This window comes from Chitinophaga pinensis (assembly GCF_007896845.1).
Classification (GTDB): domain Bacteria; phylum Bacteroidota; class Bacteroidia; order Chitinophagales; family Chitinophagaceae; genus Chitinophaga; species Chitinophaga pinensis_C.
On the sequence record NZ_VOHS01000004.1, the window covers coordinates 245,208 to 266,865 of the forward strand.

The following is a 21,658-nucleotide window of genomic DNA, read 5'->3' on the forward strand; positions in this document are numbered from 1 at the left end:
ATAAAGAAAAAGGGCCGGCTTTGTAAAGCCGGCCCTTTCGGAGAGATTATCTTTTACGCTTTTTGGAAGCCGTATGCTGATGTTTGAATGTGTAGAACATACCAATCTGCGCGACGGAGTTCTTGTTGTCGTCTATACTGTTTTCGAAGACGTTGGTCAGGCCGAACATATAACGGGCAGCGATGCCCACACCTACCGGGAACTGGTATCCAAGACCGAAACCCAGTCCGAAATCCACCGCTTTGGTGTTATCGCTGATGTCTACAGTCACCTTACCGGCATGTGTTTTACCTGAAACCATGAAGCCCAGTTGTGGACCTGCTTCCAGATAGAATTCCGGCACAATACGGTACTGGAACATCACTGGTATGTTAATGTAATTCAGGCGATAAGTGATCGTCTGGTTCAGTGGTTCGTACTTTGTTCCCTGTCCGGAAAACAGTAATTCGGGTTGCAGTGACATGCTTTCATTGAAAGCGATGTTAGCGAAACCACCTGCGAAAATAGACGGACGAACTTTTGCGTCGTTAAATTGGGTCAGTTTTGATATGGTCAGACCGCCTTTAACACCAAAAGACAGTGTCTGGGCATTTGCTGTAAATGCCACACAAGCTGCCAGCATTACAGAAAGAATGAGTTTTTTCATATTAGTCTCATAGAGAATTTGCCAAGCTGAGCAAAATCTATGCCCATATTTTCTAATATATGGTGAATTCAACCCTTCTGTTTTTCTGTCTGCCCGCAGCTGTCTTGTTGCTGGCAATCGGCTGATTGGCGCCATAACCTACTGCTTCTATCTTAGACGGATTAGCCCCATGCTCAACGAGGTATTGTTTCACAGATTCCGCCCTGTCTTTGGATAGGGCCATATTTTTGGTGGCATTACCTACATTATCTGTATGACCGCCTAATTTTAGACTGAATCCTTTCGTGCGCAGCATTTCTGCCACCTTATCCAGTGAAGGGTAGGAGTTGGCTTTGATGCTGGACTTAGCCGTTTCAAATTCCAGATTCTGGATCGCATCTTTGATCAGGCGACGGTCATCTTCTGTGATGGTCACTTTGGTAATGATCTGTTTCGGCGTGGTATCTTTAGGTAATTCACAGCCACTGCCATCTACTTTGGTGCCTGCAGTCGTACCCGGACATTTATCAAAATAATCTGATACGCCATCGCCGTCGGCATCTGCCATCAGCTTATCCACATCTGCGGTCAGTTTGGTATTAAGCGCACGGGAGGCTTCCAGTTCAGACTGCAGATTGGCTTTCTGCTGTGCCAGTTCATCATACATTACCCTTGCCGGGTTTTGCCAGTTGAGCGCCGGTTTGGATCTTTTACCCAGCGGAAATTCGAGACCTGCATAACCGTAAGAGAATTTATCCCGGTTGGGACCATAGTTATAACCATCGAGGTTATCCCCATCTACATAGTGCATGGTATATCCCAGATCCAGGTTCACGGATTCTGAGAGTTTAAATTTCAGACCTGCGCCGATAGGCACATAGAATTCTTTAATGGTACCATCCTTTTTATAATCTGTCAGGGTACCGCCTTCCACCTGAGAACTGATCTTAGGAGAATAGCCTGCCAATCCACCGCCTGCAGATACATATATCTGTACGGCATTCTTTTTATACATCCAGTTAATGGTGGCCACATTGACTACAGCGCTCAGGCCGGCTGACCACTTCAGGCTGGTTTCGAAGGAGTTAACTTCTCTGTCTGGTGTTTTATCATTCCCCAACTTGCGGTCATTATTGCCTGCCAGCTTGCCACCTGTATAATTGGCCTGAATGCCCAGCGAATGTAAAATCTGGTACTTTACATAGGCGCCATAACCAGCCTGGGCTTTCCATTTTGTGAAATCGTTGCTGCCACCCGTTGGCGCTACCGGAGCCAGCAATCCCCCGTTTATACCCACCGACCAGCGGCGGTAACCGGGACCATCAGTAAAAATCGGACCATTGATAGAGGTCTGGGCTATACTGCATAAGGGGGTAAAGAGGGCTACCATACAGGCTGCCCGGAAAAAAGTGGAGTTTTTCATAATCGTTCAGGGTTAGAAATAATTGTATTTGCATTACTCGCCCGGGCATAATGATGCCCCTGGGTTACCTTACAAACCTTTTTTCATGAAAATTGTTCAGTCGCATGATCGCTTTTGCCAGTATCTGGCGGTTAACTGACATTGAAAACTGACATTATTGCATGACAGATCCATTGGCATAATCATTGACATTTGCTACCACGGAGACAAAAATTCTATCTACAACTACAAGCGAGAATATTTATAATTATGGGAAAGATAATAGGTATTGACTTAGGTACTACCAACTCATGCGTTGCCGTTATGGAAGGTAACGAACCGGTAGTAATTGCCAATGATGAAGGACGCAGAACTACGCCCTCCGTTGTGGGTTTCTTAAAAAATGGTGAAAGAAAGGTAGGTGATCCTGCAAAACGTCAGGCAATCACTAACCCGGTAAACACTATCATGTCAGTGAAACGTTTCATGGGTCGTCATTTTGACGAATTATCCAATGAAATTCCTCACTGGAGCTACAAAGTAGCACGTGGCGAAAATAACACTACACGTATCGATATTGACGGCAGATTATATACTCCACAGGAGATTTCAGCAATGATCCTTCAGAAAATGAAGAAAACTGCTGAAGACTATCTGGGTCAGGAGGTGACTGAAGCGGTTATCACTGTACCTGCTTATTTTAATGATGCACAGCGTCAGGCGACTAAAGAAGCTGGTGAGATCGCTGGTCTGGCAGTACGCCGTATCATTAACGAGCCAACTGCTGCGGCACTGGCTTACGGTCTGGATAAAAAACACGCTGATAGCAAAATCGCTGTATTCGACTTAGGTGGTGGTACATTCGATATCTCCGTCCTCGAACTGGGTGATGGTGTATTTGAAGTAAAATCTACCAATGGTGATACTCACTTAGGTGGTGATGACTTTGATAAAGTGATCATGGACTGGCTGGCTGAAGAGTTCAAGAAAGATGAAGCGGTTGACCTGCACAAAGATCCAATGGCATGGCAGCGTCTGAAAGAAGCAGCAGAGAAAGCAAAGATCGAACTGTCTTCTTCTCAGGAAACTGAAATCAACCTGCCTTATATCACCGCTGTTGACGGTGTGCCTAAACATCTGGTGAAAAAACTGAGCCGTGCTAAATTCGAGCAACTGGCAGATACTCTGGTAGAAAGAACACTGGAGCCTTGCCGTAAAGCGCTGAAAGATGCAGGCATGAACCCTTCTGAAATTGATGAAGTGATCCTGGTAGGTGGTTCTACCCGTATCCCTAAGATTCAGGAAGTGGTAGAAAAATTCTTCGGTAAAAAACCGAACAGAAGTGTAAACCCGGATGAAGTAGTAGCAATCGGTGCTGCTATTCAGGGTGGTGTATTGACAGGTGAAGTAAAAGACGTATTGCTGCTGGACGTTACCCCGCTTTCTCTGGGTATCGAAACCATGGGTGGTGTGTTCACTAAACTGATCGAGTCTAACACAACAATTCCAAGCAAAAAATCAGAAACATTCTCTACTGCTGCTGATAACCAGCCAAGCGTTGAGATCCACGTACTGCAAGGTGAGCGTCCTTTAGCCAGCCAGAACCGTACACTGGGTCGCTTCATTCTGGATGGTATTCCACCAGCACCACGTGGTGTACCTCAGGTAGAAGTTATCTTCGATATCGATGCGAATGGTATCCTGCACGTAACTGCAAAAGATAAAGGAACTGGTAAAACACAGAACATCCGTATCGAAGCAGGTAGTGGTCTGAGCAAAGAAGAGATCGAAAAAATGAAGGCAGAAGCGAAAGCTAACGAGTCTTCAGATAAAGAAGCACGCGAAAAGATCGAGAAACTGAACCAGGCAGATAGCCTGATCTTCCAGACTGAAAAACAGCTGAAAGAATACGGTGACAAGATCCCTGCGGATAAGAAGAGCACAATCGAAACTGCTCTTAACAAACTGAAAGAAGCACAGAAGAGCGGCGATGTTGCTCAGGTAGATGCAGCTGTTACAGAAATGAACAATGCATGGACAGCAGCTTCTGAAGAACTGTACAAAGCAACACAGGAAGCACAGGCTAACGGTGGTGCAGGTGCAGAAGGTCAGCCACAAGGTAGCGCAGCCGGCAACGAAGGCGTAACCGATGCTGAATTCGAAGAAGTAAAATAAGCAAACAGCTTAGGGATATTTAGGATAGAGAAGCCGTTCACCTTGGGTGGACGGCTTCTTGCATTATATGACATTCATAAAAAGAAACAGCCGTCGCGCCTTCGGCGGACAGCTGTTTAACGGTTGGTTGGTTTATGACTATTAAAAAGAGAAACTTGTATTATTGCATGACCTCCGATAATTTGCTCATTAGCTCCTCATCCCTTAGTCCCTTAGCGATGATCTTACCATCCGGACCTACCAGCATGTTCCACGGAATACCTCTTACACCGTAATACTGTGCCACGTCATTTTTCCAACCCTTCAGGTCAGATAATTGCGTCCACGGCATATGATCATCATGGATGGCTTTCTTCCATTTAAATGCGTCCGTATCCAGAGAAATACCCACTACCGTAAATCCTTTGGCTTTGAAAGCATCGTATGCCTTCAAAACATTGGGGTTTTCTGCACGACAAGGACCACACCAGCTGGCCCAGAAATCCACCAGCACATACTTGCCTTTAAAATCCCCCATAGACACACTTTTGCCGGTACTGTCAGACTGAGAGAAATCAGCAACTGCTTCGCCAATAGCCTGTCTTTTTATAACAGGCATCTTATCCGCGACTAACTTTCCGGTAGGCGTATGGCGTACTACTTCAGGCAGTAACATGAAAAGCGGATTCACTTCACTATATTCAGGACCTGTAAGATCCTCCGCCATGTCTTTTACCATCTGCAGAGCATACAGACTGTAAAAGTTGGTCTGAATGTACTTTTTGACACGGTCATTATATTCATTTTGTAAGGTCTTCATTTGCGCTTTATAGGGCCGTTGTGCCTCTTTGGTGTTCGCCGCATAATATTTCATTACTACTTCCGTCTGCTGATCAGTAATGGTCTTTACAGAAGCTTTAAAGAAGTTGGCTTCATCCTGCAAGGCGGAGCCTTTCAACGTGAATGCCGCCAGTGAATCAGCTTTTGCTGAGAGTTGCAGGTAGCCGATATCCGAAAAGAATCGTAGCATATGATGATTCGGGAGACTGATCGCCTGTACCGCCTGCGGTTCCTTCATCAATGCCAGCCAGCTAAATTGTCCGTTTTTAACGGGTACAGTATCTCGTATCTGAACATTGTCCCTGTTATAGGAGAAGATCATAATACTGTCTTTAAAGCCCTTTATATCGCCTTCCAGCCGCATATTATAACCCTTATCGAAGATGGTGATCAGCTTGTTCATCAGATCCTTATCCCGGAGGTTCTTTCCTACTATAACACCATCAGGACCGATCAGTACATTCTGGGGAATGCCTCTTATACCGTACTGTAAGGCAGCCATATTATTCCTGCCTTTCAGATCTGATACCTGCTGCCATGGCATATTATCTTCTTCAATAGCCTTCAGCCATTTCTGATGCTGGGTAGAATCATCCAGCGATACGCCCAGCACGGTGAAGCCCCTGTCTTTGAAAACATTATAGGCGCGCAGCACATTAGGATTTTCCATACGGCATACACCACACCAGCTTGCCCAGAAATCTACCAGCACATATTTGCCGCGAAAAGAGGAAAGACTGATCTGGTTCCCCTTCACATCTGACTGCGTAAAATCAGGTGCCGGTGCACCTTCCATGACTCTTCTGACATTAGCGATCTGGGTAGCCAGTTCTTTACCTTCAGGGGCATTTTTAAACTTCGGACTCAAAGCGTCAAACAGAGGCGTTATAAAGTCCGGATCCATCGCAATACGACAGTTATAGACTATATCCCATGAAGCATAAGCGTCAGCATTTTGCCTGATCAGATCCGCCAGTATACGGACATACTGCTTTTGAGCGACCGCCGTCTCTGCTTTTACAACATCCAGCGTATCCTGATTGCCACGATTGAAAAAGGACCTGTTACGGAGCCCTGCGAAGATAGCGGACTGGTTTTCCCGGAGCCTAAAGTAATTGTCCTGTATGGTCGTATTCGGACTTCCGCTAACGGTCGCACTATCCAGAGAACCGGTTGTATTCACTTCTACCGTGCCCGGTTGCAGGTAGAAATACCGGTAACCGGGTTGGTTCTTAAATATCAGTCTGGCGGATACCGGTCTTTTCAGCTTGCCTGTAAATTTGAAGTGTCCATCTTTCAGCATCACAGAGTCATGTACCCAGTTCTTATCTCCCACTTCATAGTCGAGATAGAGTACTGCAGGATATTTATTGGCAGCTACCTGTCCTTTCAACGTAAATGAACCTGCTCCTGACTGTGCTTTCGCAGCGAGTGATCCTATCAGCAGTGTGATAAGCGGAATTGTATGTTTGAATAAATGATAACGCATGGTAAACAATTGATTTTTTTAATGATCAGTATCCTGGGTTTTGACTAAGGTTTAAATTGGCATTGATTTGTGACTGTGGGATAGGATAAAAAACATCGGTTGCCTGCCACATATTTCCTTTGAGAGCAGATAGTACTTCGTCAGCCCGTGTAACAGATGTATTCGCTGTACCCGGCCAGCGTTTCAGGTCCAGCCAGCGCTGTCCCCATTCGCAGAAAAATTCTGTTCTGCGTTCATGCTCAATGGCTGTCGTTAATGAAGGCGCATCTGTTGCTGTTGTTTTTGACAGGCCTGCTCTTGCGCGGATGATATTAATATCTGCTGCTGCTTCATTAAATTTCTGCAGCCGCATCCTCGCTTCTGCACGGATCAGGTACTGCTCTGATAAGCGTAATACCTGCATGTATTCTACTGCGCCAACACCTGACATATATCTATATTTAGCCGGATAAGGGTAATCAACGCCGCCATAGGTTTTGATACCTATCCAGCTGTCTTTACGTTTATCGCTGGTTTCGAAGGCAGTGTACAAGCCATCCTTAATGACAAATTTTGGCGTCGGACTGGCCGCAAAGGGTACAAAGTTGTTAGCCAGCCATGAGCTGGTGATGCCGTTGACAAATTGCATGATGCCTTCTTCACTGTTTGCCAGAAAAACCTGACTAAGATCTTCCTTCAAACGGAATAAGCCCGGGTTATTGATGACAGTAGTCGCCATAGTTTCAGCTTGCTGCCATTTGCCCCTGTAGAGATATACTCTTGCCAGCAGTGCATTCGCTGCCCATGTAGTTGCACGGATCCTTTTACCGCCATACAGGTCAAGTGTTGCAGGCAATGCCTGTTGCGCTTCGGTGAGATCCTTCTCTATCTGATCGTATACAACGTTTGCACTATCGCGTGGCTGTCTGGTGGTATTGTGTACATCTGTAGACATGACCAATGGTGCTGCTCCAAATTCATTGACGAGGTAGAAATAACTCAATGCACGCATAAACTTAGCTTCTGCCGTACAACGTGTTTTATAAGTCTCTGGCAGGGAAGAGTTGCTTAGTCCTGTAATGACTGAATTAGCAGTGAAGATGTTATTATACAAGGTACCCCATAAAGCATCCACATAATAGATCTGTGGCGTCAGGGCATTGTTGGTAAAATCATCATAGAAGTTATAAATATAGCAGTACGTTTCATCAGCGGACATACTGTTGAACATACTGGTCGCTGTCCCGATATCCGTACCCGGATTAGGATTGGCTGCTCTCGAATACATACCTGTAAGAGCGGCATCCGCCGTGAGTGTGTCCAGAAAGACGCTGCTGGTCACCAGCTGATCAGCCGGTGCATCTATCTCGATCAGCTTTTTACAGCTGGTCATCATTGTTCCGGCGAGTAGTAAAATGGAAGTATATATAGAAAGCTGTTTTTTCATTCCCGGATGTTTAAAGTGAGCAATGAATACCGGCTGCTATCTGTTTCAGCGGAGGCAACACAGTACCTCCTGTCTCAGGATCAAAGCCGAAATAACTGGTGATGGTAAAGAGGTTTTGTGCCCTGATAAAAGCACCTGCTGATTTCAATCTGGCGGCTGCTGCCCATGCTGTGGGTAACTCATAGCTGAGATTCACATTCTTCAGGCGTATGAAGGCTGCATTTGAATAAACCCCATCTGAATAGAGATAATAATTCTGATAAGCATATGCTGCCGGTCCGCCTACTGTTACAGTTGGTTTAAATCCATCTTTAATGATGTCGGCATCCTGATTGGCCAATCCGCCCGGAAACCCGCCTGATGCGCCGCGGAAGTCCTGTTTTTTTTGTTTGGCGAACTGCATAAAAACATCCAGCTGGAACTTACCATAACGGAACGTATTACTGAATCCTCCATAAAAATCCGGACTTGCACGCGCAATGATATTATAGTCTCCATTGATGGTCTGATGCAGTCCCTGCGTGAACTTGCCATCTTTATTCAGATCTTCCACAGTGGCTATGCCATCCTGCAATCCTGTGTAATGATAGCCATTATCGGTACCAATGGGCTCTCCGACCATGAAGACGTAAGCGTAAGCAGTAGTGGACAGTCCGGGAAATGCAAGCAGTTTATTACGCGGAAACGTGATATTAAAGGAGCTGTTCCACGAAAACTTTTGCAAACTGACATTGGTCGTCTTCAGTTCGAATTCCCATCCTGAACTTTGTAGCAGTGCAGGCATGTTGCCGGTATAAGAGGAGAAGCCAGACTGAGAAGCTAAGGGGATATTTACCAGCTGATTGCCCGTACGGCTGGAGAACCAGGAAGCTGTAAACAGGATATGATCTTTCAGTAAGCCTGTTTCCAACGCGATATCCACCTTTCTGTTTGATTCCCATCCATAGTCTGGATTGGCACTTCTTACAGGATAAATACCCGAGCCATTGTACCCATAAAAGGTATTGCCGTACGTGGATAAATAACCATAGTCATTGATCTGGTCATTACCAATAGTACCGTAGCTCCCTCTGATCTTACCATAGCTTAACCATGGAAGGGCAGTTTTCACATACGGTTCACTGCTGAATATCCAGCCTGCACCAACGGAACCAAAGTTACCAAACTGACGTCCCGGACCGAATCTTGAAGAACCGTCCCTACGACCGGTGAAGTTGAACAGATAACGGTCATCCAGTACATAGTTCAGACGGCCAAATGCGGAAACATATTTGTATTCAGTAAAGCTGCTGCTTTTGAAAAGGATCGTAGATGCAGCAACCCATGAGCTCATCAGTCTGTCATTTGAAAAACCGGTTGCAGTGACATAATAAGGCTGTGCATAATCAGATTGCTGCCAGGTGCCACCCGCCAGTATATTCAGACGGCCACGTCCGAGTGCTCTCGTATAGTCCAGCTGCGGTTCTACGATATAGCTTTCTATGTAGTTGGATGAATAGGATGCCATTGATTGTCCGGAGCCACTGTTAGGGTTGAGTGAAGCTTTGGGCTGATAGTTTTCGGTAGATTGTGAGATCTTGTTATAACCTACACTGATCTTTGCATTTAATCCCGGAATGATCGTATAACGTAAGACTGCATTTGCCAGCAGATTATCTGATTTGAATTTAGAGGATTGTATCAGATAGGACTCCGGATTGGTAAAGCCACCAGTCCAGTTTAAAGTACCGTCGTTGTTATGCAACGCATAGTTAGGTGATAATTTAGCGACTGTGGAAGTAAGGTCAGTCGCTGCCTGATTGTTGGATTCCTTAGTGTATAAAGCGGTTGCAGTAACGGAGAATTTACCATTGCGAGAGGTGTTATCCACACTAAGATGTGAGGCATAACGGTTGTATCCCCAGTCGCCCGGAAATACGGTAGACTCATGTCTCCATGTATTTGAAAAGCGATACCGCAGATAAGGGCTGCCACCCGAAAGCGCACCTGTGATCTCCGTCTGATGTGCAGTATTACCGATATATTTCTTCAGGAAATCTGTTCCTCTGGTGGTATCCCAAAGCGTGAGATCAGGTGCATTGGAACGATCTGGTTGTACGTTGTCATTGGCAAAAGCAGCATGACGCATTGCGAGATACTGTTGGAGATTCATCATGGGGACCATATTAGTGACCCTGCCTGCACCGGTATACGCATTCACATCAAATCGGGTATCGCCAGCTTTCCCTTTTTTGGTAGTGATCAGCACTACACCGTTCGCTCCCCTTGAACCATAGATTGCAGTGGCATCGCCATCTTTCAGTACAGAGATGCTTTCGATGTCAGCCGGATTGATAGAGTTCATCGGGTCAACATATCCTGTAGCGCCGCTTGCCTGAGAAGTAGAACCACCAACAAGGTTGATAGGGGTTTCTACAAAAGGAACACCATCGATGATAAATAAGGGAAGCTTACCGCTGGTGATAGATTGTTGCTCACGGATAGATATTTTCATCTGACTACCGGGAGCGCCATTGGATTGTGAAATAAATAATCCGGCTACATGGCCTTCCAATGCAGCCAGCACATTGCTGACAGGCTGCTTTTCTATTTCTTCCGCCTTCACACTGACAACACTACCTGTATTGAAACGTTGCGTAGTGGTACCATATGCAACTACTACACTTTCATCGAGATTACTGGTGCTTCTGGAAAGATAGATGACGATGCCGCCTGTATTTAGTTTGAAGATCCTGATGCCATTTGCTGTATAAGTGTCTCCTGCAGGTAATGCGGCTACTTTTTTATAAGGTATTTCCGAAGGCGCATAACCTACAGAAGATACGATCAGCACTGCATCTTCTGTAAGGTCGCGCAGGAAGAAACGTCCCGATGCATCTGAGGTAGTACCCTGACCGGAATGCTTCATACGAATCGTCACACCGATGACAGGTTCTCTGCTTTTCTCATCCAGTAACTGACCGGAAAGAGAAGGTTTTTCTGGTGCCAGCATTATTATTGTGGCTGTGTTTGGCGAAGGAGAGGCATTGCGGGATAACACGATCGTCTTATCCTGTATAATGTATTTCAGTGACTGGTCACCAGAGAGTTTATCAAGAAATGTTTTTAATGGCATATCGGTAACAGACAATGAAAAAGTCTTTTCCTGTGAAGACAATTCTTTGTTGGTAAGCACAACATACCCGGTTTGTTTTTCGATGACGGTAAATACCTGTTTTAATGTGAAGGCTTTGCCGGAAATAGTAACACGCTGTGCTACTCCGTTCCCATAGGCAGTGATAAAAGCTACAAAAAGCAGCATGCCGGTTAATCTCATGACCCTCCTGATTTGGTTGATGTTAATACCCCGCCATCCCCCCGGACGCGCAGACGGGCAATAGCTCCGCGGTATGCGGAACACACATTTTTTTTGCATAAATTGCAACGATTTGGTTGTTAAAAAAGTGGTTAGGGAACCGTTTTTTGAACCAACTGAATACTTGACCGTCGCGGTTGCCCCCGTGACGGTTTTCCTATTAAAGGTTGATTCCTGTTTATATAAAAGCGGTCAATATATTACCCGCTTTGATTCCGGTTTTGGTATTGTCCGTTATATGGCTGTTCTCTGCATAGATGGCCCGTTTACGAACAGTGGTGCATATCATTTTGCTGATACGGTCAGCGTATTAGCTTCCAGTTTGCAATGTACGCCCAGCTCTTCCAGCACGATCAATAGTCCACCAAGCGTCACCTGTTTTGTCATTTTTCCGGCCAGCCTGATATCTGGTACCTCTTTTTCATATACGATGCGGATGTCGTACCAACGTTCTAACTGACGCATGGCTTCCTGTAATGGCACGTTGTCGAAATTAAATAAGCCGTTTTTCCACGCGACTGCTTTATCCACATCTGTACTAATCACTTCAATGCCTGTATTGTGCTGATTACCCTGTATGCCAGATAGATTGGCGATCTGTGCCTGTTGGCCAGGTTTGATAATTACTCCTTTATTATTAGTTGATAATACACGTACGGAGCCTGCCAGCAAGGTCGTACTGATTGTTTCTTCATTATTGTAAGCATTCACATTGAAATTTGTACCGAGCACTTCTATTTCAGCTTTATCACGCACGTTTATCCTGAAAGGCATATCTGCATTGGCTGCGACTTCAAAGTAAGCTTCCCCTGTTACAGATACACGGCGTTCCTTCCCTGAAAACAGTGTGGGATAACGTATAGAACTGGCAGCGTTCAGCCATACTTTTGTGCCGTCAGGTAATACCAGCCGAAACTGTCTGCCATTAGGTGTACTCATAGTATTATATACGTCTTCCCGGCCGTTTTTATCATATACCAGACTATTTCCCGACAGGCTGGCGGTAGCACCTCCCTGTTGAGCGATCTGTCCGGTATGTGCGCTTTCAAGTGTAATGACTGACCCGTCAGCCAGAGTAAGTAATGCGCCTTCCTTTCCGGGGCCGATATCAGTATTTTGTACTACCACCGGTGGCGCTGCCGGATGCGTCTGGCGTGCTTCCCATAAATAAATCCCAACACCCAGCAACAGGGCTACGGCTGCTGCCTGTGCCCATTTGCGCAGGGCTATCCGGCGTATAAGCGGTGTTGGCTCAGCGACTTCCTGAGTTGATATTTCCCGGTGGATGGCCGCTAACAACGCTTCATCCGCAGGAGCAGAAGATGTTTCTATATGGACAAGCATTTCTCCATATTCATCCATCAACGCCGCCATCTCCGCAGGCGTAAGCGTCTGCAACCATGCATGAAAGGCTGCACGCTCTTCAGCGCTCACCTCGTTACGGGCAAATCTGGCTAATATCTCCGATTTGTTAATCATATACACTATATAAGACGAATGTCGAAAAGTAAAAGGGATGGGGGGACGAAAAAAAAATTAAAAAGTGGGTAGCACCAGAATAGCAAGACAAATAGCACCGGGGAGATCCCCATTTTTTGATATATAATCCCTGACAAATGTTTTGGCCAGTTGCAGTTGTTTTTTAACCACATCTTTTGATACCTGTAGCTGACTGGCTATCTCATCGATAGACCAGCCTTCCAATACATTCATGGAGAAGATAATACGACGACGTAAAGGGAGTTGTGCGATACCCTCCCGCGCGATGGACAAATATTCCTTTAGCTGTAATTGTTCTCCGATATGATCTCCTGCATCGGTTTGGAGATCGGCATAGGTCCTGTTATGCTTTTCCCTGATATCACGCAGCTTCAGGTGATCTAACAGTCTGTTTTTAGCCATACGCTGCAGGTAAAATTCCAGTACGGCGACTCCACCGAGCTCTTTCCTTTTCAACCACAGTTTTACAAATACATCCTGCAGAATAATGTCAACAAGGTGACTATCCCCTCCTGTAAAAGGGGACAGAAATAGTTTTAGCTTTTGCTCATAACGATAATAGATCGTGTCGAATGCTGATTTATCGTCAGCTTCCAGACGTAGAAGCAGCTCTTTCTCGTCGTATGGTTGGTTGATCGGCAAATGACGATTTTATATAACACCTGAAAAACGTAAGCTGATACAATGATAATAAACGTCCGGGAAGTTTTAGCCCCTTTTTTTATGACGCTTTATTTTTATTTTGTGGTATGCAATTGACACTATACCCATTTGAACTTAAGTTTAAACATACATTCACCATTTCGCGTAAATCCAAAGATGTACAGCCATTACTGGTCGTTAAACTGGAACAGGATGGTCTTAGCGGACTGGGAGAAACAGCCGACAACTCGTACTACAATATGACGGTGCCGCGTCTGATGGAAGATATCAATGCACACAGAGACCTGATAGAAGGCTACACACTCGATACACCGGAGGAATTGTGGAAGACACTGTTCCCCTTGTTTAAAGATAACCTGTTCGCCCTTTGTGCCATCGATCTGGCAGCGCATGACCTCTATGCGAAAAAGCAGGGGAAGAAGCTGTATGAAGTATGGGGGCTTGACATTTCCCACAACCCTATGACGGATTATACCATTGGTATAGATACGGTGGAGAATATGGTCAATAAATTAAAAGAGTTTCCATGGCCGATTTATAAGATCAAACTGGGTACAAAAGAGGATATTGCAATCATCGAAGAATTAAGAAAGCATACCAATGCAGTCTTCCGTGTAGACGCCAATTGTGCGTGGGGAGTGGAGGAAACCCTGCGTAATGCAGCTGCGTTTAAGTCTTTGGGTGTTGAGTTTATAGAACAACCCATGCCGGCTGCTGATATAGCAGGGATGAAACGGGTATATGAACAATCCGCTTTGCCGCTTATCGCAGATGAAAGCTGTATCACGGAAGCGGATGTTGCCTTGTGTAAAGGACTGTTTCATGGTATCAATATTAAACTCACCAAATGTGGTGGTATTACGCCTGCCCGTCGCATGATCGCTGAAGCCAAACAGTTGGGTATGCAGGTGATGACGGGTAGTATGAATGAAAGTACAGTAGGTACTTCTGCCGTGGCGCACCTGTTGCCTTATCTGGACTATGTGGATATGGATGGTCCGCTATTGCTGGCAGAAGACACCGCTGACGGCGTGAAGATCGTAGACGGTCGTATTATCTATGCTGACAGGCCCGGTACCGGCGCCTTATTAAGATAAAAACCCATTACCCTCAAACAATCACTGTTATGAAAAACGAATGTAAGTGGCGTACACTGACGCTCCTGCTATTACTTGCGACACTGTCTGCTGATGCACAGGTCCTTGCGCGTATCAGCGTAAAAGCAGGTACATCAAGGCGTCTCAATACCGCTGTGTATACTGCCCTCAAAAATGTTAACCAGCCCGGTCCGGATGCTTTTCAGTTATTGGAAGTACGTGGCAATAAGCGTTCCCCCGTGCCTTTTCAGTTGCTGAACGACAAGCTGTACTGGATCATGGATGGAATCACGCCTGCCGGTAATACCCGTGTATACGAACTGGTAAAGGGGCCGTCTGTTGCTGCCGGTAATGTCATGCAGTTGAAAGATACCGCAGGCACTTTCTTATTGCTTCAGGGAAGCAGGAAATTGCTTCAATACAATTACAGTATCGTTGAACCTCCCGCAGGACTGGATACTGTATATCGTCGCAGCGGCTTTATTCATCCCTTATGGGCACCTGACGGACAAGTCATCACCAATATCCATCCCGAAGGACACTGGCACCATGTAGGGATCTGGAATCCGTGGACACATACTACCTTCAGGGGCAAGGAAACCGACTTCTGGAACCTGCAGAAAAAGGAGGGAACGGTACGCTTTAAAGGCGTGGCCGGCAGAGTGCAGGGACCTGTAGCCTGTGGCTTTACTGTATTGCAGGATCATATCGCCTTTTCCGGCGGCAAAAAAGTGACAGCTATGAATGAAGAATGGGAGGTGAAAGCATTGAATTGCGGAACGGATACTTCACGTTTTGTATGGGATTTTGCCAGTACACTGAATTGTGCCGATACGACCGGGATTACCCTATTGCAATACCGTTATGGGGGTGGCTTCGGTCTCCGGACGATGGCGGCATGGACCGCTGCTACCAGTGCTGTACTGACTTCTGAAGGAAAAACAAGGAAAGATGCGGACAGTACACGCGCCCGCTGGATCAAGATAACAGGTCGTACAGAAAAAGGACAGGCGGGTATTCTGATCATGAATGATCCCGGCAATTTTGATTCTCCGCAACCGTTGAGAGTATGGCCGGAGAATTCAGAAAGAGGAGAGATCATGATGAATTTCAGTCCGACCAAAATGAAGCAATGGATACTGCAATACGGGAGGTATTACACACAACGCTACCGGGTAGTGACTTTTATTAAAGACCTCAGCACCGAAGAAATAGAAAACTATTATCAGGACTATGTGAAACCTCCGGAAGTTACGGTTGCATGGAACGGATCGATCTGAACGCTTTAATGGCATTATACAGGCCGAAAATGCCCATAATAATGAAAATGATGATAACACCCCACTGACCGGTAGCACGATAAATATAGAGCTCTATACGAGTCAGACGAAGCCCCCTTAACGGATGTTCCTGTTGTGTGAACTGAATAAAACGGACGATGGCAAAGCCGAAGCCGATCAGGGAGATAACAAGCATCCATATAACGGTGGACCAGGAAGCGGGGTCTTTTTCCCCGGAAGTGGGTTGTTCAGGGTTCGTAAGCATCCTTCAAGATACAAATAAAAAAGCGAAGCCCCGTTCCTGGCAAAGAGAACGGGGCTTCGCTTTTTCATCTGATCAATATTTTAGATCGCAATACCGTGTGAATCCTGATGGCTCGCATCATATACTGCGGATAATACATCTCTTTTGTTCAGCGACTGCTCCATGTACAGATCCACTGAGCTATAAGCTATTTTCAGTGATGGTGTCAGTACATAAACGGCCGGTGTCGGTACATCTTCATTTACTCCGGATAATCTATCCCAGATCGGGTCAGAAGGGGAGTAGTTACCTGCTTTACGTGCTATCTGAAACTGCTGATCCCAGATGCTGGCGAAAGGCAGTTGCAATGAAGCCGTAGCATAGTCAAAGTATTTTTTTCTTCTGCGGTGACCAGCAACAGCTGTCCACCCATTACACGGATATCTGCATAGATATCTTTCAGGTCTTCCAGCAGTTTTTCACCATAACCATTCCAGTGAATAGAATGAAAAACCAATACCAGCGGACGATCCAGCAGCTGCTCTACAGGCTGTGCACCATTCACTGACTTTAATATATCAGAAGTGGCAATGATGTTTTTTCTGTTGATGTTAAAAGAAGGCAGTCTGTCACCAGCACGTAAAGGGCTGATAGGGGTTCTGTCCTTGTAAGACTTTTTCACATACTCAAGTTCATATTCGGGGAAGAAATCTGCGTATCTGTTGATGTTGTTAGACATAAAATAAGTTTTAAGGGATGGTTGGTAGACAGTGATTAATGAATGGTTGTAATGATTTTTAGAAACGTTGCCGGTCTAAAGTACCAGCGGGGCATCAGTTACAGCAGCAACAGACGTTCAGCGCTACAGTCATTGTACATTCAATCTTTCTCTTGATAGCATTAGGCATATAAACTTGATTTATTTATGTGATTGCCTGTTATTAACAACACAAATATAGGGATATTTTCTTAATACCCTACAGGTTTTGTAGGGTATTTATTAAGTGGTTGATTATCATAGCCGATATTTTATAAAATTTGAAAAGTTCTATATTTGATGCTTCTTTGTTTATTAAATAAATACCACATGAAAGGAATGTATACAAAAATCATCGCTGCTGTCAGCCTGTTGGCCCTGACCACAGCGGGATGCAACAGCAGTAATGCCGGTAAGGAGGAAAAAAAGGAACAGACGGTAGCCGCTGCGGAAACAGTGACCATTAAAAATGAGGAACTGTATCCGTTTATGCTGGCAGGTGTTTATTTTGTACATGGTTATGGTGGTCCTACCCACACCTTTGATGGTCTGATCAAACCAGCCGTAAAGAGTGAACCCGGTACCGCTGATTTCTCAAAAGAAATGCAGGCCGCTTACAGCCGTTATTTCATCTTCCCTTTCAAACCGGGAGATGCTGCGGGTGAAAAAGATGCAAAAGCTACACTGGCGGAGTATTGGGATATCCACAACGTAGCCGGATTGGAAAAGTCGCTGACCTGGTTACTGGATGAAGGGCATCAGGCACAATATGCCCAATACCGTAAAGTACTGGATGAAAACGGTGGTGCTGCTGCCAACCTCAATACGCTCGATCTCACTAAATATAAGCTGACGAAGGAAGATCTGCCCGGTATACAGTTTATTAAAGATCATTATACAGCATTCAGCAGTGCGGGTATCAAAGCATGGGATCTGGCGCGGTATATTAATAATATATGTGTAGCCTATCAGGCAGGTTATTTTAACAGGGGAGAAGCCATGGCATGGCTGATGAAAGCACCACAGGTAGCACAGGCCCGCTATAGCGACTGGAAATCCTATTTTAATGACTTCCTGTTGGGACGTGAGTTCTGGGGCGGTGGAGAAGCTGATAATGCCAGATTTAAAGAAGAAGTGGCTGGTATGCTGGAAGGTAAGTACAGCATCTATAGCTATATGCCAGTGAAATAATTGCACCTTAATTTATAGCAAACGCCCATTGCAGCTTTTCTGCAACGGGCGTTTTATGTGTATCGCTTGCCATAAATAAGCTGACTGAACATAAGTACTGCGTCAGCTGATGCAACTCATGTCATATAGTTAAATCGTGTAATTATAGATAGGCAACAAAACAGGTTGTGTCGAAGGAGTAATACCTTCCGGTAACAGCCCCGCATGTAACATCGCATGTGTATGTATCTTCATTGCATAGAGCCGTTCGAGACAGTACCTTTGCAGGTCATCTAAGTCAGCAGGCTCAAGTGCCTTACCCCTGTTGAGGAAATTCCTGAATATAATACTGGTAATATCCTCTGCCATAAATGGATAAAGTGGAAAATCCAGTTCCTGCTCTTCTTCTTCAAATTCCTTTTTCTTTTCCTGCAATAAGGGGAAGATATCCTTGTCCAACACATTACGCACGCGTTGCTTATCTGAAAGACTACCAATCAGCAAAGCATCTGTTGCTATCACTGATGTAAAGGCCTGCGCCCACAGCAGTGTTTCGTCCTGATAGGTGGAAAAAAGCGTTTCCAGTGCAGCTTTTTCTATTGCTTCGCCACTGAATCCTTTATACACAGACACATAAGGTTGAAGCTCATCATCACCAGAAAGTATGGCAGCAATATTGTCAGGTAATGCCGTTTTTTCTTTTTGCAGATAGTTAATCAGCGCTGCGCTGATAACCGCATTTTTTACGAACGTAGTATCCTCGTTATTATCAGTGATCAGCTCAAATATTCTTGCGATCTCTTTCTTTTCAGGAAAAAGAGAAGCGGTGTAGTATACATCACTCTTATGTAACTCCGGATTGTCTGTTCCGTAGTAATATGTTTTGAAAAATTTTCTGAAAGCTTCAAAGCCGGGACTGGCGGCTTTATCTTTTTTGCATAACTATATCTGACCGGGTAAGACAATACAGGAACAGCTTCTCTGATATCAGTGGCGTAAATGTAACCGAGATAATCCAGTAATATCGCCTGATGTGCAAAGTGTTCCTCATTCAATTGAGTGAATACGTCTACCACAGGAGCCGTTATCGGAAAAACATCAAAACCATATTTCAGGTGGCTGATCAGATCACTGTATAAGATCGAATAGACACTGTCTTCATCCTCCGCATCACATAGTGTGAGTAAGGAAGATGCAACGGTTTCAGGAGAATCACCATAGCCGCCTTCGAATTGGTTCCATTGAATGGATTGTATAAGCTTTTTTGTTTCCGGATACATAAACAAGATGTTATTAAGGACAAACATGCGGCGCTGTCAGAATCTGTTTTTCGAATCCTGCCAGCGGATAGCTGACCGTTTTTTTATTATATGTATAGTTGATTTTCATTTTGCGCCTTACCGCAAAGTTATGCATCTCCGGGTTACACCAGTCACATGGCTTCATACCCCTGTCAATAGGGATGGCCTTCCCGTTCCGGAATATGAACGTTGGTTTTGACTCAATATCAAGTGTCGCCCCATTCAGCTCTTTCAGCCTTCCTTTATACTGGTCTTTCAGATCACGTAGTAGTTTCTGTTCTGCATCTTCAGTACGCCCCGGTACGTTGATGGCGCCATTGGTGGCCTTTACTCTTGGAAGCTGTTGGGGTGCCTGTCCCTTCAGCGTCAGCACAGCATCAACTACATTTAATCCCAGAGGATCCACCTGACTGTTTGTATCCTGCACATAACTATAGAGCGTACGGTTGCCTCCTGCAAGTTTTAAGGGGTCCTGACTGATATATACGCCTTCTTCAGGCAGGTAATACCTGAATCTGTTATAATACAGGCCTGTTTCTGCATCTTCATATTGCCCTGCAAAGCGGAGAGGTATGAAATGGTTAGCTCCTTTGATCTTCCGGATCTTCCCATAAATATCCAGCGTAGCATCCCATACCAGCTGACCGTTGGTATCATATGCCTGACAGGGAGTACTCAGATAGTTACTGATAATGGAATAGTCTCCCTGCTGAGATAATCTTGCTATGGGGGTTGCATGTTCCGCTTCAAATACCCACGTGATCAGGGTTTCTGCCGGCACCGGTTCCTGCGCAACGATTACATTTCCCATTTCATCTATACTGACCACTGGCCGTTGCGCACTTTCATATGTCCATTCCTGCAAAGGCGTATCTCCATTCCAAAGCCATCTGGTGGTTTGCCGTTTGCTGGTTTTGGCTGTTCTGCGGCCAATACCGTCATATTCAAATGTAACCGTTTCCTTATCCGGGCGGATTACTTTTTTAAGCATACCATTGCCATACCATTCATATTGCCATACTTTGAAATCGCGGGTGGTCCTGCTTATCAGATACCCTTCTTCATCGTATGTGAACTGTCCGTTGGCAGATGCCTGTAGTTGTCCGCCGGCGCCATATTTCCTATCCTTCCGGAGCTCATTGCTGTACACATTACCTACTTTGTCAGTCAGCCTGTAATCGTACTGTTGATGGTCATAATGTGCCCAGGCAAGTGATCCTGATTCATCGTGACCAAATGTTACCTGAGTTTTATCCAGCGTATTCACCATCTGCCGCAATCTTTCATGAGGATCCCAGCGATAGATAATATGACGCGTTACTTCATCCTGCTGGGACAATATGTGTTGATGGCATCAGGCTTTATCATATGACCAGCTGCTTTTCACACCGCCGGGAAACAGGCGTTCTGTTTCAAGTCCGATATGATTTCGCTGTATTGCTGTTATCCATTGAGTGGCAGAAGTCCCTCCGGATGCCTGAATACGGCTGGTGCCACCTGCCTTGTCATAATTGTAGGTAATGAGGGCGCCTAAAGAACTGCTGACACTCCGTTTTTCTCCTTTCCTGTTATAGGTAGTGGCAACAGTATGTCCGTTTTGAATTTCTTCGACCACACGCCCCATATTATCTCGTTTGAATTGAAGTGTGTTAAATTCATTAACCGCTTCAATCAGTAAGCCATTGGGATCATAGCTAAAAGTCTCCCAGCTGCCGTCGCTATATTCACTGCGGGTGATCAGGCCATTATAGTCGTATTCAAAAGTAGTCTGTTTGCCACCGGGCCGGTCTATTGTTAAAAGTCTGCCTGCCGCATCAGTATGATAGTGCCAGATACGGCCATCGAAATTCTTTTCCTGTATGATCTGCCCGCGCATGTTTCTGATGAAATGAAAACTTTCTCCATGCTCATTAACAATGGTATTTAGCTGTTCTTCTGTATCATATAAGAAATGCACTTTGACGCCATTTTCTTCACGTAGTTTCATTTTACCAAGTGGTGTATACTGGAACCTGACATCGTGTTGTTTGTCTTTTGCACGTATGACGTCCATATAAGCATTGTATTCCACCTGAATGTGGTTACCATCAGGTGTATAAATGTCAGTCACTCTGCTAAGTATATCATACCGGAAATCCTGTTGTTGCTGCATGGCATTGGTGGCACTCAGCGTTTTTCCCCATGCATCATGTCCAGTGTGCAGTACCGCCATTAGGGAAAGTTAGCGATGACAGGTTATGATCCTCATCATATGTGAACAGGGTCACGCCATTTTCATGTTCTGTGATGCTGCTTAAAAGATGTTGTTCATTGTATGTGAAAAGCTGCAGACCACCATTTGCATCTGTACGTGAA

At 45.2% G+C, this 21,658-nt stretch carries 18 protein-coding genes; 4 read left to right on the plus strand and 14 right to left on the minus strand.

Features of this window, described 5'->3' with window-relative positions:
- Positions 1-46 precede the first annotated feature (46 nt).
- Together FEF09_RS06015 and FEF09_RS06020 are read right to left on the minus strand one after the other, a co-directional pair.
- Positions 47-646: a porin family protein gene (locus FEF09_RS06015; protein ID WP_186774205.1), complete on the minus strand. Its 600-nt coding sequence runs from the start codon at positions 644-646 to the stop codon at positions 47-49.
- Between the two features lie 52 nt (positions 647-698).
- Positions 699-2,048, minus strand: coding sequence for an acyloxyacyl hydrolase (locus FEF09_RS06020; RefSeq protein ID WP_146304273.1), 1,350 nt, complete (start codon positions 2,046-2,048; stop codon positions 699-701).
- A gap of 249 nt (positions 2,049-2,297) precedes the next feature.
- Here FEF09_RS06020 and dnaK point away from each other — a divergent pair, with 249 nt between their 5' ends.
- Complete coding sequence (dnaK, locus tag FEF09_RS06025) at positions 2,298-4,202, plus strand: molecular chaperone DnaK (RefSeq protein ID WP_146304274.1); 1,905 nt, start codon at positions 2,298-2,300, stop codon at positions 4,200-4,202.
- Between the two features lie 160 nt (positions 4,203-4,362).
- On the opposite strand, the gene FEF09_RS32720 is transcribed toward dnaK, so the two are convergent.
- From FEF09_RS32720 to FEF09_RS06050, 5 genes are all read right to left on the minus strand, one after another.
- Complete coding sequence (locus FEF09_RS32720; RefSeq protein ID WP_146304275.1) at positions 4,363-6,510, minus strand: redoxin domain-containing protein; 2,148 nt, start codon at positions 6,508-6,510, stop codon at positions 4,363-4,365.
- A gap of 25 nt (positions 6,511-6,535) precedes the next feature.
- Positions 6,536-7,936, minus strand: a complete 1,401-nt coding sequence (locus tag FEF09_RS06035; RefSeq protein ID WP_146304276.1) for a RagB/SusD family nutrient uptake outer membrane protein — start codon at positions 7,934-7,936, stop codon at positions 6,536-6,538.
- 10 nt (positions 7,937-7,946) lie between these two features.
- Complete coding sequence (locus FEF09_RS06040) at positions 7,947-11,252, minus strand: SusC/RagA family TonB-linked outer membrane protein (RefSeq protein WP_186774206.1); 3,306 nt, start codon at positions 11,250-11,252, stop codon at positions 7,947-7,949.
- Between the two features lie 324 nt (positions 11,253-11,576).
- Positions 11,577-12,770 (minus strand): FecR family protein, encoded by a 1,194-nt coding sequence (locus FEF09_RS06045; RefSeq protein ID WP_146304278.1) that lies wholly within the window; start codon positions 12,768-12,770, stop codon positions 11,577-11,579.
- 57 nt (positions 12,771-12,827) lie between these two features.
- Positions 12,828-13,433, minus strand: coding sequence for an RNA polymerase sigma factor (locus tag FEF09_RS06050; protein WP_146304279.1), 606 nt, complete (start codon positions 13,431-13,433; stop codon positions 12,828-12,830).
- A gap of 107 nt (positions 13,434-13,540) precedes the next feature.
- Here FEF09_RS06050 and FEF09_RS06055 point away from each other — a divergent pair, with 107 nt between their 5' ends.
- Both FEF09_RS06055 and FEF09_RS06060 read left to right on the plus strand, forming a co-directional pair.
- The gene (locus tag FEF09_RS06055) at positions 13,541-14,551 is read left to right on the plus strand and encodes a dipeptide epimerase (RefSeq protein ID WP_146304280.1); all 1,011 of its coding nucleotides are present in this window, start codon (positions 13,541-13,543) and stop codon (positions 14,549-14,551) included.
- 29 nt (positions 14,552-14,580) lie between these two features.
- Positions 14,581-15,831, plus strand: a complete 1,251-nt coding sequence (locus FEF09_RS06060) for a PmoA family protein (RefSeq protein WP_146304281.1) — start codon at positions 14,581-14,583, stop codon at positions 15,829-15,831.
- Here FEF09_RS06060 and FEF09_RS06065 read toward each other — a convergent pair.
- The 3 genes from FEF09_RS06065 to FEF09_RS06075 form a co-directional block, all read right to left on the minus strand.
- The gene (locus FEF09_RS06065; RefSeq protein ID WP_146304282.1) at positions 15,803-16,096 is read right to left on the minus strand and encodes a hypothetical protein; all 294 of its coding nucleotides are present in this window, start codon (positions 16,094-16,096) and stop codon (positions 15,803-15,805) included. The two genes, FEF09_RS06060 and FEF09_RS06065, sit on opposite strands and share 29 nt — an antisense overlap.
- An 80-nt stretch (positions 16,097-16,176) precedes the next feature.
- Positions 16,177-16,443: a hypothetical protein gene (locus FEF09_RS06070; protein WP_146304283.1), complete on the minus strand. Its 267-nt coding sequence runs from the start codon at positions 16,441-16,443 to the stop codon at positions 16,177-16,179.
- Positions 16,398-16,814 carry a hypothetical protein gene (locus tag FEF09_RS06075; RefSeq protein WP_146304284.1) on the minus strand — a complete coding sequence of 139 codons (417 nt, stop codon included), beginning with the start codon at positions 16,812-16,814 and terminating at the stop codon, positions 16,398-16,400. Before FEF09_RS06075 ends, FEF09_RS06070 begins: the two co-directional genes overlap by 46 nt.
- 348 nt (positions 16,815-17,162) lie before the next feature.
- Between FEF09_RS06075 and FEF09_RS06080 the strand changes: the two genes are divergently transcribed.
- Complete coding sequence (locus tag FEF09_RS06080; RefSeq protein WP_186774207.1) at positions 17,163-18,023, plus strand: DUF1266 domain-containing protein; 861 nt, start codon at positions 17,163-17,165, stop codon at positions 18,021-18,023.
- A gap of 129 nt (positions 18,024-18,152) precedes the next feature.
- Here the strand turns inward: FEF09_RS06080 and FEF09_RS06085 are convergent, their stop codons facing one another.
- The 4 genes from FEF09_RS06085 to FEF09_RS06100 all read right to left on the minus strand — a co-directional run bounded on the left by FEF09_RS06085 (position 18,153) and on the right by FEF09_RS06100 (position 21,515).
- A complete protein-coding gene (locus tag FEF09_RS06085; RefSeq protein WP_146304286.1) occupies positions 18,153-18,629 on the minus strand; it encodes a hypothetical protein in 477 nt (158 codons plus the stop codon).
- A gap of 149 nt (positions 18,630-18,778) precedes the next feature.
- Positions 18,779-19,282, minus strand: a complete 504-nt coding sequence (locus FEF09_RS06090; protein WP_146304287.1) for a hypothetical protein — start codon at positions 19,280-19,282, stop codon at positions 18,779-18,781.
- A 13-nt stretch (positions 19,283-19,295) separates the two neighbouring features.
- A complete protein-coding gene (locus tag FEF09_RS06095) occupies positions 19,296-20,642 on the minus strand; it encodes an RHS repeat domain-containing protein (protein ID WP_146304288.1) in 1,347 nt (448 codons plus the stop codon).
- Between the two features lie 15 nt (positions 20,643-20,657).
- Positions 20,658-21,515 carry an RHS repeat protein gene (locus FEF09_RS06100; RefSeq protein WP_146304289.1) on the minus strand — a complete coding sequence of 286 codons (858 nt, stop codon included), beginning with the start codon at positions 21,513-21,515 and terminating at the stop codon, positions 20,658-20,660.
- Positions 21,516-21,658: the final 143 nt, after the last annotated feature.

Excerpts from the sequence above, each read along its gene's own strand:
- FEF09_RS06055 (WP_146304280.1), top strand. The coding sequence starts at position 13,541 with ATGCAATTGACACTATACCCATTTGAACTTAAGTTTAAACATACATTC.
- FEF09_RS06060 (WP_146304281.1), top strand. The coding sequence starts at position 14,581 with ATGAAAAACGAATGTAAGTGGCGTACACTGACGCTCCTGCTATTACTT.
- FEF09_RS06100 (WP_146304289.1), bottom strand. The coding sequence starts at position 21,515 with ATGGCGGTACTGCACACTGGACATGATGCATGGGGAAAAACGCTGAGT.
- FEF09_RS06040 (WP_186774206.1), bottom strand. The coding sequence starts at position 11,252 with ATGAGATTAACCGGCATGCTGCTTTTTGTAGCTTTTATCACTGCCTAT.
- FEF09_RS06015 (WP_186774205.1), bottom strand. The coding sequence starts at position 646 with ATGAAAAAACTCATTCTTTCTGTAATGCTGGCAGCTTGTGTGGCATTT.
- FEF09_RS06020 (WP_146304273.1), bottom strand. The coding sequence starts at position 2,048 with ATGAAAAACTCCACTTTTTTCCGGGCAGCCTGTATGGTAGCCCTCTTT.
- FEF09_RS32720 (WP_146304275.1), bottom strand. The coding sequence starts at position 6,510 with ATGCGTTATCATTTATTCAAACATACAATTCCGCTTATCACACTGCTG.
- FEF09_RS06075 (WP_146304284.1), bottom strand. The coding sequence starts at position 16,814 with ATGTCTAACAACATCAACAGATACGCAGATTTCTTCCCCGAATATGAA.
- FEF09_RS06090 (WP_146304287.1), bottom strand. The coding sequence starts at position 19,282 with ATGTATCCGGAAACAAAAAAGCTTATACAATCCATTCAATGGAACCAA.
- FEF09_RS06045 (WP_146304278.1), bottom strand. The coding sequence starts at position 12,770 with ATGATTAACAAATCGGAGATATTAGCCAGATTTGCCCGTAACGAGGTG.
- FEF09_RS06080 (WP_186774207.1), top strand. The coding sequence starts at position 17,163 with ATGAAAGGAATGTATACAAAAATCATCGCTGCTGTCAGCCTGTTGGCC.
- FEF09_RS06035 (WP_146304276.1), bottom strand. The coding sequence starts at position 7,936 with ATGAAAAAACAGCTTTCTATATATACTTCCATTTTACTACTCGCCGGA.
- dnaK (WP_146304274.1), top strand. The coding sequence starts at position 2,298 with ATGGGAAAGATAATAGGTATTGACTTAGGTACTACCAACTCATGCGTT.
- FEF09_RS06065 (WP_146304282.1), bottom strand. The coding sequence starts at position 16,096 with ATGCTTACGAACCCTGAACAACCCACTTCCGGGGAAAAAGACCCCGCT.